Genomic DNA, 14418 nt, shown 5'->3' with positions numbered 1-14418 from the left:
GTAATTTTAGCATTTAATGCTAAGGACATTTTACCTATGAAAATTGATGTAATCCGAAAAGAAAATGTAGCCGTAAGTCGTTGGTCTGGGGGAGAAACCCGTGAATACGCTATATATCCCCCAGGGGCAGTATATGCCGATCGAGCGTTTGATTTTCGCATTAGCAGTGCAACCATCGAAGCTATTCCGTCTGTGTTTACCCAATTTAAAGGCTATCGTCGCTATTTGGCAATGCTAGATGGCAATCTCCAGCTAACACAAGAGGGAAAAGATCAAACCTATACAAAACACCAGCTCTTTACTTTTCCATCCACAGCATCTATAACTTCCTTTACACAAGGAACAGATTTCAATCTCATGTTGAATGAACGGATTGTCGATGAGGTAGTCGAAGTTCGATATCAACCTTTTCAAACGGAACAACCCTTTGTGTTTCTATTTGCACTCCAAGAAGCTGAAGTGGTCGTGAATAGCCAATCCTTTCAGCTACATCCTTGGGATTGTTTACTGTTGAATAACCCAAACAAAAAGACTATAGACATTGAATTTCACCAACAATTAATTGTAGGATATTGGTCTATGGAGGAAAGAAAAAAAGAGAAACAATAAAACAATACACACCATTGGATATACAAGTAAATAGAATAAAAGAAAAATTAGCCACAATTGAATCCTATGACAAGGAACGGGAGGTGTTTGGTGCAGATTCACATGAATATCAAATAGGAGGGTGTATCAGCCATCAAGAGATAACAGCTTTTGAAAAGCAGTATGGCGTTGAATTGCCAGAAGCTTATGTTGCCTTCCTTACTCAAATTGGCAATGGCAATACACAAGAAGAAGCCTATATGGGCAGTGCTGCAGGACCTTACTATGGGATCTATCCTTTTGGAGAGGGGGTAGAAGACTTGCCTATTGGTGATGGAAAGCGATACCTCTCTTATCCTTGTTTGTTGCATCCTAGGATGACAGATGAGGAATGGAAATCACGAACCAGTGAAATGTACGAGGATAACTTATCAGACGAAGCCTATGACGCCATTGTAGGACCTTTGTTTGGTGGATTGCTCCCCCTCGGTACGCAAGGTTGTGCTATCACAACATGTTTAGTTTTGAATGGTGAACACCGCGGAAGGCTGCTGTATATCAATGAGGATTATAAACCTCAATTTGCCTTCGAAACTCACTTCTTAGATTGGTACGAACGCTGGTTAGATGAAATTATTTCGGGTGATTTACTTGCCGAAAACGCCGGTTGGTTTGCTTACAATAGAGGAGGTACAGCCGAATTTTTATGGAATGCGTATCAAACATGCACAGAAGAAGAGGAGCAGCTAACGTATTTGGAGGGGTTAATCAACAAGAAAAACATAGACAAGCAGCTTGTTCAAGCCCTTAAAGAGGCAATACCTCAGGCGAAGACAACGGCTGTACGTCACCAATTGATTTCCGTTTTATCCAAAGCTGACTATCCAGAGTCAATTCCGTTTTTGGAAAGGGAGGTGGAAATAAATCTCTTGTTTGTCTTGCAACGCATTCATTGGTATGGTGCGGACGAAGCCGCTTGGTTACCCGTTTTAGAAGCCTATAAAAATAAGATAGATGAAGAAGAAACGTATCGCTTCTTTACTTATATCGCCCAAAAAGCAACAGCCGATTTTCCAACTTTACTTTTACCTGGGCTTTATTCACCATTGAGTGGCATCCGCAGTCAGGCGGTTTATTCGCTAGGAAAAGCAACAGACAAACAACAATACGCAACTGCTTTTATTGCAGCCCTTCAGGATGAAGAAGATCAGGTTGTTCTGTATGCTTTGCAAGCCTTAAGCGGGGTAGAAGATGACCGATTGACACAGGCCTATCAAACGGTATATCACCAGTACAAAGACAGAGATGAGGATAATTACATTATGATAAATTTAAATCATCGCTTAAAAGAAAAAAATCTTACAATAGCAGATCTAGTAAACTAAATGAAAGAAGAAAGAAAAAAGAGCATTGGAAAGTTCTTATCGCTTATACTAAGACACGAACCTAGTAAAATTGGTATTCAATTGGATGCGAATGGATGGGCAGATGTAGGTGAATTGATACAAAAATGTGCCAAACATCGCCTTGTATTTACAAGGGATGAATTGGATGAAATTGTAGAAACTAACAACAAAAAAAGATATACCCTAAGTGAGGATGGTACTAAAATACGAGCCAATCAAGGTCATTCGATTGCGGTAGATCTCGAATTTACACCCCAAGTTCCCCCCATGTATTTGTATCATGGAACAGCAGATCGATTTTTGCCTGCCATCAAAGGAGAAGGAATTAAGAAAATGAATCGTCAACATGTACACCTTAGTGCAGATAAAGAACCAGCGATTGCCGTTGGCTCTCGTCATGGCAAAGTAGTGGTTCTAACTATACTTGCAGGAAAAATGCAAGCGGATGGATTGCTCTTCTATTGTTCAGCAAATGGCGTTTGGTTGACCGAGTATATTGATCCTCGATATATCTCGAAGTAGTACTGTTTAAGCTTGAGCGTTTTAAATCAGAATAAAAATAATAAAATACGTAATAACCAGTGACTTAAGCGATAAAAAAGCGAATGAATCTACCGCTAGTTTGCGGTTGATCTGACTGATTCCCAAAGCAATGGGTAGGATGTAAAGTCCATAGTACATAGGGGTGTACAAGTGATGGTAAACCCATGTGGTCCATACTCCTGTATAGGAACCGGTGACATAAGACGCTCGCATGATCCACAAGAATAAATTGATAAAACATAGGGCAAAGAGGGTAATATCTATCGTCTTTGCCCATTTTATTCTACTGCTATTTTTTGAGTTGTGGTCGCTGTTCTGCATTGACTAATTTCCAAGCGGTTTCAAAAATAAATTGTGTTCTCTTAGTCAAAATAGGGAAATCTATTTTGTCGTATGTATCCGAAGGCAAATGATAGTCGTCATGTGTCCCGTTATAGAAGAATACAGCAGGAATATTGTGCTGAGCAAAACTATAGTGATCCGAACGGTAATAGATGCGTTGAGGATCATTATCATCGTTAAAGGTGTAGTCTAAAACAAGGTTAACTGATTCGCTATTCGCCTCTTCTGTTATATCGTGTAGGTCCTGACTCAACTTGTCCGAGCCCACTAAAAAGATATAGTCTGCTGTAGTGGGATGTTCTTCACTTCGTCTGCCAATCATGTCAATATTTAAATTGGCAATCGTTTGATTCAGAGGAAGTATGGGGTTCGCTGTGTAATATTTAGAACCAAATAGTCCAAATTCCTCACCGGTTAAATGTAAAAACAACACAGAGCGTTTTGGTCTAATTCCCTCTTGCACTAAAGACTGAAACACACGAGCGATCTCCATGACCGCAGAAGTCCCAGAACCGTTATCATCAGCCCCGTAGTATATTTTGTTTAACAGTATTCCCATATGATCAAAATGGGCAGAAATGACCAATACTTCTTCTGGTTTTTCGCTGCCTTCGATATAGGCCCATACATTTTCGCTATCTTTTAAGCGCATTTGCCAATTTCTCATGAAAGAAGCCGGAATAGGTTGGAAGTAACTCGTCGCCTGAGGTGGCATGGCAATTCCCAGTTGTTTATAGTACTGAGCGAGGAAATGGGCTGCTTTCTTTTGACCCGGCTCTCCCGTTCGGCGGCCTTCTAAACTATCTGCCGTCAAAACCATCATGCTTTTTTGAATAGAATCAGAAGAAATGCGGTTGAAATACAGCGCTTTTTCAGGTGATGGGCCTTGATTGACCAAGGCTTGTGGAGATTGGCATTGCAGTAAACCCAAAGCAACTATACTGATGGTTGATAGTATTATCTTTCTTTTCATGTGAGGTCTATTTTAAGAACTAAAAGTTGTACAGATGGACCAAAAATACTAATAATTTTCTGTTAGACAGCAGTGTTTTTTAATGCACTAGCGGTTTAAACCTAGGCGGACGGTTGTCTTTATTGGTAGTTGTGTTATATTTGTTGAAAACAAAGCGAAAACATGACTAAAGTAGTTTTTATTACAGGAGGATCATCGGGAATAGGAAAATCAGTAGGGACTTTTCTGCATGAAAAAGGATTTAAAGTATATGGAAGCAGTAGAAATCCAGAGCGAGTAGCTGCTTCTGTGTTTCCCTTGGTACAATTAGACGTGAGGGATGAAGCGAGTATTGCCCAAGCAATTCAAACGGTGGTGGCTAAAGAAGGTCGTATTGATATTCTGATCAACAATGCCGGTGTGGGAATTACGGGGGCCATTGAGGAAGTGCCTACTTCAGAAATTGTCAATAACTTTCAAACCAATGTATTTGGCCCAATTGCAGTGATAAAAGCTGTTTTACCAACGATGCGCAAGCAAAGAAAAGGCTTAATCATCAATGTTACTTCAATTGCGGGTTATATGGGCTTGCCGTTTCGCGGGTACTATTCTTCTTCAAAAGGTGCTTTGGAGCTAATAACCGAATCCTTGCGTATGGAAGTAAAGCCATTTGGGGTTGAGGTAACCAATGTTGCGCCAGGAGATTTTGCTACCAATATTGCTGCGGGTCGTTATCACGCCCCTGTAATTGAAAATTCACCCTATGAAGAAATCTACAAAATGTCCTTGGATATGATGAATGAACACGTTGACGAGGGAGGGGATCCTATCGAAATGGCACAAGCAATTTACAAGATTATTCAAACCCCTAAACCCAAAGTACGCTATGTCGTAGGTGCTCCAATGCAGAAATTTTCACTGTTTTTGAAAAAAATTCTCCCAGGAAAGCGATATGAAAAACTCCTGATGAATCACTACAAAATTAAAGGCTAAAAAAAAGAGACGGAATGCCGTAAACGCAAATTAATATTGTATTTTTGACACACAACATAACAAGAATTTTAAGTTTAAATTTATGAAGTTTTTTATTGACACGGCTAACTTAGATCAAATTAAGGAAGCTGAAGCATTAGGAGTATTAGACGGAGTGACTACGAATCCTTCGCTAATGGCTAAAGAAGGCATTACAGGTGCAGCAAACATCTTAAACCACTACAAAGCTATTTGCGATATCGTAGAAGGTGATGTGAGCGCTGAGGTGATTGCGATTGACTACGAGGGAATGATTAAAGAAGGAGAGGAGCTTGCTGCTTTACACCCTCAAATCGTCGTAAAATTACCAATGACGAAAGAAGGAGTAAAAGCGTGTAAATACTTCTCATCAAAAGGTATTAGAACAAATGTTACTTTAGTGTTTTCTGCTGGACAAGCGTTGTTAGCTGCCAAAGCAGGTGCTACTTATGTTTCTCCTTTTATTGGTAGATTAGATGATATTTCAACAGATGGGCTAGTGCTAATTGAAGAAATTCGCCAAATTTATGACAACTACGGATATGAAACACAAATTTTAGCTGCTTCAGTTCGTCATACGATGCATATTGTTAATTGTGCGAAAATCGGCGCTGATGTAATGACTGGACCTTTATCTGCAATTTTAGGTTTGTTGAAACACCCTTTAACAGATAACGGATTAGCTCAATTCTTAGCGGATTACGCAAAAGGTAATCAATAACCTTTCCAATACAAAACTTATTTACAAACATACAAACTAAAAAAAACCAACCTTTTTGAGGTTGGTTTTTTTGTTCGTTATTTTTTGTCCTATGTCTTTCACGCGCTTTGTTTGAGGTTGCTTTCACTCCAAACTCATTAACCCTCTTCTTACTTTTTGGTTAATAATAAAAATCCAATAAGAATAAATCCGATTCCCGTAATAAGAGGAGGTTGCATATCTGCTTTAATCCCTAGGAAAATCATATAGATTCCCAATAGAATAACGATAATAGCGATGATTCGTTGTATCATAGTTTTTTATTTTTTGAGCGGTTTATTGCACTTAATTTATATATGTCTTTTGTTCAATTGATGTTTGCTCGGTTTGCAAAATGGTCTTGTTCAATCACTCATCGTCTTATCGTCACATCAATAATTAAGATATAAAAGTCAAGAACACATTTAAAATCAACGCATTAATGATATCGATAAAGAAAGCACCTACTAGCGGAATAATTAAGAAAGCCTTGTAGGACGGGCCGAATCGATTTGTTACAGCCTGAATATTAGCTACAGCTGTTGCGGTAGCTCCCAGTCCAAAACCACAATGTCCAGCACTCAGGACGATCGCATCGTAATCTTTACCCATCCAGCGATAAGTGACATATGCTGCAAAGAAAAGCATCAAGACGACTTGAATCAGTAGAATCAGTAAAATAGGGAGAGCTAGGTCTACAATTAACCACAACTTTAGCGACATCAATGCACAAGCTAGGAAGATGGATAGACCTGTATTTCCTACAACATCGATATTTCTGCTGTGTACTTTGTACTTGAAGATATGAGTCAAACTATTTCGGATAATGAGTCCGACAAACAGACACCAAACAAAGGTTGGAAGTTTAAATGCATATTGCCCATTCCAATCAGCTAACCATTGTCCTATAACTAAACAGATGGCAACCATTGTAACGGTGTGCATCATAGTTGTATAGCTGATAGGAGAGAAGTTCTTAGATTTAGTAATATCTTGTTCTTCTTCTTGTTTTTCAATTGTTTCAGGATCAATCTCTTTGTAGTTGTTTTTTTTGAGCAAGCGATAAGCTAGTGGACCTCCAATAGAACCTCCGAAAATTAATCCGAATGTGGCACAAGCCATCCCAATTTCTTTAGCCCCTAACAGCGGATTACCACTAACGGCAAAATCATCTGCCCAAGCACCTGCTGTTCCATGACCTCCAGTTAAAGTAATCGATCCAGCAATCAAGCCAAAGCGCAAATCAAGGTTGAGTATTTTTGCTAGGATAACACCTAGAGAGTTTTGGCATACAATGAATAAAGCCGCAATAATTAAGAATATAATCAAGGATTTTCCACCTTGCAGTAATTTTGAAAAATCAGCGTTCAATCCAATCGACGAAAAGAAAACAAGCATCATGCTTTGCTGAATGGCCTCGTTAAAGTGAAAATCCATTTGCAAAAAAGAATGCGAACCCCAAGTAATTAGTGCGACAAGGAATCCACCAACTACGGGTTCTGGAATATTGTATTTTTGTAACCATTTTACTTTTGATACAATAAAATGTCCTAGTAAAAGGACCAAACAAGCTAGCATCAAAGTCTCGTAAATTCCAAACTCCATATTGAAAAATTTAATTTTTATCTTTCTGTTACAAGGGATAACGGGTATACCTATAGCGCAAATATAAGTAAAGATCAAGTGATTTTGTACCGCCTAAAATGCTTTTTTATTGTTTTTTAGGTATTATATAGGGTAAACTGTGAAAATATTAAATTTTCCTATTTTATTCGCAGAATGCATTGGCTTTATTGTAGTGAAAAAAATGAGAGAAAACTTTTTTGTAGTCTGTGTGAAATATCTATTTTTGCATATGCAACACAATGTACTTATTTTAGATTTTGGTTCGCAATACACACAGTTAATTGCGAGAAGGGTTCGAGAATTAAATATATTCTGCGAGATCCTACCTTATAACGGTATACCCGAGGATTTATCAGCGTATAACGCAGTAATTTTATCAGGAAGTCCTTATTCTGTTCGTTCAGAAGAAGCGCTGCATCCAGACTTAACGCAAATCAAAGGTAAATTGCCTTTATTAGCGGTATGTTATGGTGCTCAGTATCTAGCTCATTTCTTTGGAGGAGAAGTAGCGCCGTCTGATACGCGTGAATATGGAAGAGCGAATCTTGCTTTTATTGCAGCGGATCCTTTCTTAAAAGATATTCCACAAAACAGTCAAGTATGGATGAGCCACAGTGATACGATCAAAGCTTTACCTACAAATGCTGTTTTATTAGCGAGCACGGCAGATGTGACCAATGCAGCCTATAAAATTGAAGGGGAGCAAACCTATGCAATCCAATTTCACCCAGAAGTGTACCATTCAACGGATGGAGCACAATTATTAAAAAACTTTTTAGTAGACATCGCTGGCGTAAAACAAGATTTTACACCTGCTTCTTTTGTAGATGAAACAATTGCTGATTTACGTGCAAAAGTAGGAAGTGAAAAAGTAGTTTTAGCGCTTTCTGGTGGTGTTGATTCTACCGTTGCAGCTGTTTTATTGAGCAAAGCAATTGGAGATAACTTACACTGTATTTTCGTAAACAATGGGTTGTTGCGTAAAAACGAATTTGCAAACGTATTAAAGCAATACGAAGGAATGGGATTAAACGTGAAAGGAGTGGATGCTTCTCAACGTTTTATGGATGCTTTGGCTGGTCAAGATGATCCAGAAACAAAGCGCAAAACCATTGGGCGTGTGTTTATCGAAGTTTTTGACGATGAGTCTAAATTAATTAAAGACGCTACCTTCTTAGGTCAAGGAACAATCTATCCAGATGTAATTGAATCAATTTCAGTAAAAGGCCCTTCAGCAACGATCAAATCACACCACAACGTTGGAGGATTACCTGATTTTATGAAGTTGAAAATCGTGGAGCCTTTGCGTATGTTGTTCAAAGATGAAGTACGTCGCGTAGGTGCTTCTTTGGGTATTGATCCGGAGTTATTAGGACGTCATCCATTCCCAGGTCCTGGTTTAGCGATCCGTATTTTAGGAGATATCACTCCAGAAAAAGTGAGCTTACTTCAAGAAGTAGACGCAATCTTTATCAACGGATTAAAAGAACACGGCTTATACAATTCGGTTTGGCAAGCAGGTGCAATCCTATTGCCTGTGAATTCAGTAGGAGTAATGGGAGATGAAAGAACCTATGAAAAAGTAGTGGCTTTGCGCGCAGTAGCTTCTACAGATGGAATGACCGCAGACTGGGTACACTTACCGTATGAGTTCTTGATGGAGATTTCAAATAAGATCATCAACAAAGTGAAAGGGGTAAATAGAGTGGTATATGATATCAGTTCTAAACCACCTGCAACAATTGAGTGGGAATAAAAATTAGAAAAATAAATAAGTCGCTGTATATTTGTATAGCGACTTATTCGCTTTTATAAAATTACTAAGATGAAAAAGAAACTTGTTATAGCTGCAACAGCGTTTATTTTTACCAGTGGAATAGCAATCGCTCAAGAGCAAAATTACACCAATTATCGCGTGAGTAAAGGGGAGACAATTAGCAAAATTGCCCGTGAAAACAAAATTTCGGTTAGTGAAATTTTGCGGTTGAATCCCGAGGCAAAAACGGGAATCAAAGAAGGTGATTTTATTCGTGTTCCTGTTAGTAGTACGCAAGCAAAAACTGCTACTAATACAGATACATCGGTAAAGAATACCCAACAAGTTGTCGATTCTAAGAGAAAAACACATGTCGTTCAACCCAAAGAAACAGTATTTGGCATCAGTCGTTTGTACAACGTTAGCGTACAAGACTTGTATCAATGGAATGCCGAATTGGAGCGAAATGGATTAAAAGCGGGAAGTCAACTTTTTGTTTCTCCTTCTGCAACCACTGCAGCAACTGATCAATCAGCCAATGTTACGGTGATGTTGCCAGCTACAAAAGCAGATACTCCTTTAGATAAAGCCAAAGTAGGATATAAAGAAATTGAAATTGAACCCCGACAAACGTTGTACAGTCTGGCTGTAGAATATCAAACCAGCGTGCAAAAAATTATGGAGTTAAATCCAGAATTGAGCGATGGGCTAAAAAGCGGACAGCGCCTAAAAGTGCCGACGACAGGGAAGGCAACAGCTTCAACAACGACTACAACAACAGCGGAAACAAAGCCTACTACATCGGAAACATCAACGAGTGTATCCTATCAAACCATTGTCATTGAGCCGAAGCAAACGCTTTTCAGCATTGCTAAGGAATACAACCTATCGGTAGAAGAATTGGTAGAAATGAATCCTGAATTGAGAAAGACAGGATTGCAAATTGGCATGGAATTAAAAGTAGGCAAGGAATTAACGTCTACTTCTACGCCTGTATCAACAACCAAATGGGATGTAGAACCTAGTGGAACCTTTGTCGATTTGAGCGCTAGTGTGAATCGTTCTACGGCAAAAGAACTCGTGCTTTTATTGCCTTTTAATACCGCTCGCCTAGGAGATAATCTAAATGAACGCATGAAGACTGATGGTTTCTTGAATATGACGATGGATTTTTATCTAGGCGCAAAATTGGCGATTGACAAAGCAGCGAGTATGGGATTACCGCTTACTGTAAAAGTGTATGATTCCAATGAAACCAAAAATAGCTCCGATGTTCAACGCCTCCTGAGAGGAGAGGATTTCAGTCAAACGGAAGTAATCATTGGTCCATTCTTCCAAAGCAATGTAGATGATGCCGTAAAAGCATTGCCTAATAGCGATATTGTGTTGGTTTCTCCTTTGTCGAATGAAAAAGCGAATCCATCTTCTCAATTGGTGCAAACCATGCCTTATGGCGATGTGTTGAAACAGGCACTTTTGGATCACCTCATCAACAATAACAGCAAAGTAACGGTTATTGTCGATGAGAAAAAAACCTCTACAAAACGCTTTATGCAGCGCTATTATCCCGATATTAAGGTGATTGACGCAAAAGAGTTGAAAGATATTGACAAAACGCTAATCGCTGGAAAGAACAATGCGTTTATCCTGGATTCAAACAGTATTGAATCTGCTCTTTTACTGACGGATAAGTTGAAAAATAAAACAGATAAATTCGATATTCAGGTCGCTTCTTTTGAGAAGAGTGAGGTCTTCGACTATAGCGAAATTAAAATAGAAACCCTAGTGGCTTTGCACTATACTTTCCCTTCAGTTACTAGAGATAGCGAAACAAGTTTAGACACCACCTTTGCACGAGCGTACAAAGCACAGAATAACACTATGCCTAATCGCTTTGCTATTCGCGGGTATGACGTTACCTTAGACGTTATTTTGCGTATGTTCCAACGCGATGGATTTGCAGGTTCTATTGGAATGAAGTCTACAGAAATTGAAAACAAATTCGTTTACAGCAAAAACCCAGAGGGAACAGTGCGCAATAAAGGCGTATATATCTTACAATACAATGATGATTTAACCGTAAAAGTAGTAGAATAATGTTATCAAAAATAGAGTATTTAGGCGATTTGCGAACAGTATCCATCCACCTACAATCAGGAGAGCAAATCATCACGGATGCACCGGTGGACAACCACGGAAAGGGGCAAGCTTTTTCTCCGACGGATATGGTTACCAATGCAGCAGGATCTTGTGCCATGACCATTATGGGGATTAAAGCCAATGAAATGGGCGTAGATATTGTAGGATCAACCATTGAAGTGCATAAGGAGATGCAAGCAGATCCAAGGCGAATCAAGAAGATTACCTTGCATATCGCCATGGTCAGTACGGCAGATGACAAGCAACGCACTATCTTAGAACGCGTAGCGATGCATTGTCCTGTATTGTTGAGTTTACATCCAGAAATCGAAAAAGTGGTAACCTTTAATTGGACGCAAAAGTAATGCTTGACAATCAAAAAGAGCTGATTGAATTGGCGAAGGCCAAAATGCCCTTTGGTAAATACGAAGGAAAGTACTTGATCGATTTGCCTGAATATTACGTGGTTTGGTATCACAACAAAGGCTTTCCAAAAGGAAAATTAGGGCAACAATTGGCCTTGGTATACGAGTTAAAATTAAATGGACTTGAACCGTTGATTCGAAACATTCGAAACAACTTTTAAACGAAGTAAAACTGACCTTGAGGTCAGTTTTTTTTTGTGGCTATTCTTAGGAGTGAATGGGATGAAAAGCGCGGAAAATAAAGGGCTGAGAGTGTTAATTTTTTCTTTAAACCACTTTTTTTCCTAAATGTAAAAAAGGGCGTTTATTCTCGTTAATTTTTCTGAATCGATAATTTAATGCTCTTTTTTTGTCGATTAAATAGGAATAAGCCTTATTTTTTGTGTAGATAATAAAATATAATATTCGGATTGTTGAAGAAGTGGCAATGGGAAACGCAAAACTTGATAAATAGTCGTAAATTTGTCATATAAAATAGCGTAGTTATGATGAATATTCCTACATCGAATCGCCCGAGAGTAGTAATTATTGGAGGTGGATTTGGTGGATTAGCATTAGCTAAAAAATTGAAGAACAAAAATTTTCAGGTCGTACTATTAGACAAACACAATTATCACACGTTTCAACCGTTGCTGTATCAAGTAGCTACAGGAGGGTTGGAGTCGGGTTCTATTGCGTTTCCGATCCGAAAAGTGGTTCAGAATTATGAAGGTATTTTCTTTCGCGTTGCCCAAGTACAGCGTATTGATACGGAAAACAAAAAAGTTATTGCCGATATCGGAACTATATTTTTTGATTATTTAGTCATTGCAACGGGATCTAAAACCAATTTCTTCGGCAACAAAGCCATTCAACAAAACAGTATGGCGATGAAAACGATTCCACAATCGTTGAATATCAGGAGTTTGGTGTTGGAAAACTTTGAAGAAGCGCTATTGACTAATGATGAAAAGGAAAAACGCGCGTTGATGAATTTCGTTATTGTAGGGGCAGGACCAACAGGAGTGGAGCTTGCAGGTGCTTTAGCTGAGATGAAGAAACACGTGTTGCCCAAAGACTATCCCGATTTAGATATCCGCCAAATGGAGATTAATGTCATCCAAGGGGGGACTAAAGTGCTGGATGCCATGTCAGACAAGTCTTCGAGTCGAGCACAAGAATTTTTAGAAAAACTAGGTGTGAATGTTTGGGTCAATGAAATTGTAACAGATTTCGACGGCAAGACAGTGGTAACCAAATCAGGAAGAGAATTTAAAGCCGAAACAGTGATTTGGACAGCAGGTGTAATGGGAGCTGTGATCGATGGATTTGAGGCTGATGTGATTCAAAGAGGAAATCGATTAAAAGTAAATGAATACAACCAAGTAGAAGGATTTACAGATATTTTTGCCATCGGTGATGTAGCAGCGATGATTACAGAGAAATCGCCAATGGGACATCCGATGATGGCACAGCCTGCGATTCAACAAGGACAGTTATTAGCGACGAATTTAATTCAGTTGAGAGACGGAAAACCACTAAAGAAATTTGCGTATAACGATAAAGGATCTATGGCGACCATTGGTAGAAATAAAGCCGTAGTGGATTTACCAAACTTCCATTTCAGTGGATTCTTTGCGTGGTTTGTATGGATGTTTGTGCATTTGATGTCTTTGATCGGATTTAGAAATAAATTCTTGGTGTTCTGGAACTGGATGTATAACTATTTGATGTTTGATCGTCAAGCGCGTTTAATCGTACGTCCGTATAAGAGAAGAAATGAAGAAAGCTTTAGAAGCAAAGATGAATAAATTAAAAGAGCCTGTTTAGAAAATAGGCTCTTTTTTATTGTAGTGTATCAAGAGATCAATGAATTTGTTGTAAGAGCGTATGCCTTCTTTTTGATTATTGATTTTCAAAAAGTTGCTGTAGATGAATTTGAATACGGCATCGGTAGTTGATTTGTACGACTGCCAGAACAGCGTATTCTCCATTAAATTGGTATGTACACCAGGGTGTATACTTTGCCATATGGCGTTGAATTCTTCTTCTGTTTGTTCTGATTCAAGCGCTTTGAGGCAATAGCGCAGGGCAAAGATATGAGCCGAATACTGATAGCGAAGGTCTTGCTGTTGTTTTGCTGCCAGAAAACCGATAAAATTAGCCTCACTCTCTTTGGCATACCCCACTTGATGCGCAATTTCATGGGAAGAAGTGACGATAAAAGTAGATGCGGGAATTTTGGTATTGACCTGTGCTTCGAGCGTAAACGGATTGACATAACCTGAAAACCCCATATAAGTAAGAGGCAAGCTGTACAAAGATCCTTTGGCTTTTTGGTTGTCATACGCAAACCATTGGGTAGATCTACTCAAGGATTGTATGCCAAGCTCGGCATCTGCTAGCATTTGTTTTTTATCAAAAGGAATCACAACAGGGGTGAGGGTATCACGGGTAATGGTCAGCTGTAAATCATTTGTCGCTCCTATCAACTGCTGGGTTAAATCCAGAAGTTCTTCTTTGGAATACCCTTGCTGTAGGTCGAGTTGTGTGCTTAGAGGAAGACTGTAGTTGTTTAATCCCCATAACAAGGTAAAGGCCATGTAAAAGAGCAAACAACTTTTGACAACTAACCCCCCATAGGCGAGCATTCGCTTGTTGAACTGAGGGTGTTTCTTCCATATTTGACGGATCTTCCACAAGAGAAATACCCCTACACCAAAGTAGAGTACATCACCTACGGAAAAAGGGAAGAGGTTGGTGCAAGCCGTGATGATACGCAAGTAAAACCTATAAACTCCCTGTGTATAGTATTGCTCAACCCATTGGGGATTCGTTGTTAGTATGTTTTTTAGTATCAAGAATATAACAAATCCGAAAAGGTAGTATCTTACTTTTATTGGGCGCATTTT

At 39.0% G+C, this 14418-nt stretch carries 15 protein-coding genes; 10 read left to right on the top strand and 5 right to left on the bottom strand.

Annotated elements, in window-relative coordinates; translation table 11 throughout:
* The first annotated feature begins 36 nt into the window (after positions 1-36).
* Genes H4K35_RS06515 through H4K35_RS06505 form a run of 3 tightly spaced genes read left to right on the top strand, consistent with a single transcriptional unit; the run spans position 37 to position 2516 of the window.
* Positions 37-609, top strand: a complete 573-nt coding sequence (locus tag H4K35_RS06515; RefSeq protein WP_182626581.1) for a HutD family protein — start codon at positions 37-39, stop codon at positions 607-609.
* Positions 610-623: 14 nt separating this feature from the next.
* The gene (locus tag H4K35_RS06510; protein WP_182626580.1) at positions 624-1973 is read left to right on the top strand and encodes an SMI1/KNR4 family protein; all 1350 of its coding nucleotides are present in this window, start codon (positions 624-626) and stop codon (positions 1971-1973) included.
* Positions 1974-2516, top strand: a complete 543-nt coding sequence (locus H4K35_RS06505; RefSeq protein ID WP_182626579.1) for an RNA 2'-phosphotransferase — start codon at positions 1974-1976, stop codon at positions 2514-2516.
* Between the two features lie 21 nt (positions 2517-2537).
* Here H4K35_RS06505 and H4K35_RS06500 read toward each other — a convergent pair whose 3' ends face one another.
* Positions 2538-2858, bottom strand: coding sequence for a hypothetical protein (locus tag H4K35_RS06500; RefSeq protein ID WP_182626578.1), 321 nt, complete (start codon positions 2856-2858; stop codon positions 2538-2540).
* Positions 2827-3852 carry a M28 family metallopeptidase gene (locus H4K35_RS06495; RefSeq protein ID WP_182626577.1) on the bottom strand — a complete coding sequence of 342 codons (1026 nt, stop codon included), beginning with the start codon at positions 3850-3852 and terminating at the stop codon, positions 2827-2829. The genes H4K35_RS06500 and H4K35_RS06495 overlap by 32 nt, the downstream gene beginning before the upstream one ends.
* A 162-nt stretch (positions 3853-4014) precedes the next feature.
* Between H4K35_RS06495 and H4K35_RS06490 the strand changes: the two genes are divergently transcribed.
* Both H4K35_RS06490 and fsa read left to right on the top strand, forming a co-directional pair.
* The gene (locus H4K35_RS06490) at positions 4015-4824 is read left to right on the top strand and encodes an SDR family oxidoreductase (protein WP_182626576.1); all 810 of its coding nucleotides are present in this window, start codon (positions 4015-4017) and stop codon (positions 4822-4824) included.
* A gap of 82 nt (positions 4825-4906) precedes the next feature.
* On the top strand, positions 4907-5563 hold the full coding sequence (gene fsa / locus H4K35_RS06485) for a fructose-6-phosphate aldolase (RefSeq protein WP_182626575.1): 657 nt from the start codon (positions 4907-4909) through the stop codon (positions 5561-5563).
* A 149-nt stretch (positions 5564-5712) separates the two neighbouring features.
* On the opposite strand, the gene H4K35_RS06480 is transcribed toward fsa, so the two are convergent.
* Complete coding sequence (locus H4K35_RS06480) at positions 5713-5856, bottom strand: hypothetical protein (RefSeq protein WP_182626718.1); 144 nt, start codon at positions 5854-5856, stop codon at positions 5713-5715.
* Between the two features lie 124 nt (positions 5857-5980).
* Positions 5981-7186, bottom strand: coding sequence for a sodium/glutamate symporter (gene gltS / locus H4K35_RS06475; RefSeq protein ID WP_182626574.1), 1206 nt, complete (start codon positions 7184-7186; stop codon positions 5981-5983).
* Positions 7187-7436: 250 nt separating this feature from the next.
* Here gltS and guaA point away from each other — a divergent pair, with 250 nt between their 5' ends.
* The 5 genes from guaA to H4K35_RS06450 all read left to right on the top strand — a co-directional run bounded on the left by guaA (position 7437) and on the right by H4K35_RS06450 (position 13317).
* The gene (guaA, locus tag H4K35_RS06470) at positions 7437-8963 is read left to right on the top strand and encodes a glutamine-hydrolyzing GMP synthase (RefSeq protein WP_182626573.1); all 1527 of its coding nucleotides are present in this window, start codon (positions 7437-7439) and stop codon (positions 8961-8963) included.
* A gap of 69 nt (positions 8964-9032) precedes the next feature.
* On the top strand, positions 9033-11060 hold the full coding sequence (locus H4K35_RS06465) for a LysM peptidoglycan-binding domain-containing protein (protein ID WP_182626572.1): 2028 nt from the start codon (positions 9033-9035) through the stop codon (positions 11058-11060).
* The gene (locus tag H4K35_RS06460; RefSeq protein ID WP_182626571.1) at positions 11060-11467 is read left to right on the top strand and encodes an OsmC family protein; all 408 of its coding nucleotides are present in this window, start codon (positions 11060-11062) and stop codon (positions 11465-11467) included. The genes H4K35_RS06465 and H4K35_RS06460 overlap by 1 nt, the downstream gene beginning before the upstream one ends.
* Positions 11467-11688 carry a DUF3820 family protein gene (locus H4K35_RS06455; RefSeq protein WP_002985168.1) on the top strand — a complete coding sequence of 74 codons (222 nt, stop codon included), beginning with the start codon at positions 11467-11469 and terminating at the stop codon, positions 11686-11688. The genes H4K35_RS06460 and H4K35_RS06455 overlap by 1 nt, the downstream gene beginning before the upstream one ends.
* Positions 11689-12012: 324 nt before the next feature.
* The gene (locus H4K35_RS06450; RefSeq protein WP_182626570.1) at positions 12013-13317 is read left to right on the top strand and encodes an NAD(P)/FAD-dependent oxidoreductase; all 1305 of its coding nucleotides are present in this window, start codon (positions 12013-12015) and stop codon (positions 13315-13317) included.
* A gap of 15 nt (positions 13318-13332) precedes the next feature.
* On the opposite strand, the gene H4K35_RS06445 is transcribed toward H4K35_RS06450, so the two are convergent.
* Positions 13333-14415 (bottom strand): DUF3810 domain-containing protein, encoded by a 1083-nt coding sequence (locus H4K35_RS06445; protein WP_182626569.1) that lies wholly within the window; start codon positions 14413-14415, stop codon positions 13333-13335.
* Positions 14416-14418 lie beyond the last annotated feature (3 nt).

This window comes from Myroides sp. NP-2, assembly GCF_014145665.1.
GTDB lineage: Bacteria > Bacteroidota > Bacteroidia > Flavobacteriales > Flavobacteriaceae > Flavobacterium.
This window is presented reverse-complemented; position numbering and strand designations above follow the sequence as displayed.

Coding starts and splice junctions, on each gene's coding strand:
- gltS (WP_182626574.1), bottom strand. CDS start 7,186: ATGGAGTTTGGAATTTACGAGACTTTGATGCTAGCTTGTTTGGTCCTT.
- H4K35_RS06480 (WP_182626718.1), bottom strand. CDS start 5,856: ATGATACAACGAATCATCGCTATTATCGTTATTCTATTGGGAATCTAT.
- H4K35_RS06500 (WP_182626578.1), bottom strand. CDS start 2,858: ATGCAGAACAGCGACCACAACTCAAAAAATAGCAGTAGAATAAAATGG.
- guaA (WP_182626573.1), top strand. CDS start 7,437: ATGCAACACAATGTACTTATTTTAGATTTTGGTTCGCAATACACACAG.
- H4K35_RS06495 (WP_182626577.1), bottom strand. CDS start 3,852: ATGAAAAGAAAGATAATACTATCAACCATCAGTATAGTTGCTTTGGGT.
- H4K35_RS06450 (WP_182626570.1), top strand. CDS start 12,013: ATGATGAATATTCCTACATCGAATCGCCCGAGAGTAGTAATTATTGGA.
- H4K35_RS06490 (WP_182626576.1), top strand. CDS start 4,015: ATGACTAAAGTAGTTTTTATTACAGGAGGATCATCGGGAATAGGAAAA.
- H4K35_RS06445 (WP_182626569.1), bottom strand. CDS start 14,415: ATGCGCCCAATAAAAGTAAGATACTACCTTTTCGGATTTGTTATATTC.
- H4K35_RS06455 (WP_002985168.1), top strand. CDS start 11,467: ATGCTTGACAATCAAAAAGAGCTGATTGAATTGGCGAAGGCCAAAATG.
- fsa (WP_182626575.1), top strand. CDS start 4,907: ATGAAGTTTTTTATTGACACGGCTAACTTAGATCAAATTAAGGAAGCT.
- H4K35_RS06515 (WP_182626581.1), top strand. CDS start 37: ATGAAAATTGATGTAATCCGAAAAGAAAATGTAGCCGTAAGTCGTTGG.
- H4K35_RS06465 (WP_182626572.1), top strand. CDS start 9,033: ATGAAAAAGAAACTTGTTATAGCTGCAACAGCGTTTATTTTTACCAGT.
- H4K35_RS06460 (WP_182626571.1), top strand. CDS start 11,060: ATGTTATCAAAAATAGAGTATTTAGGCGATTTGCGAACAGTATCCATC.
- H4K35_RS06505 (WP_182626579.1), top strand. CDS start 1,974: ATGAAAGAAGAAAGAAAAAAGAGCATTGGAAAGTTCTTATCGCTTATA.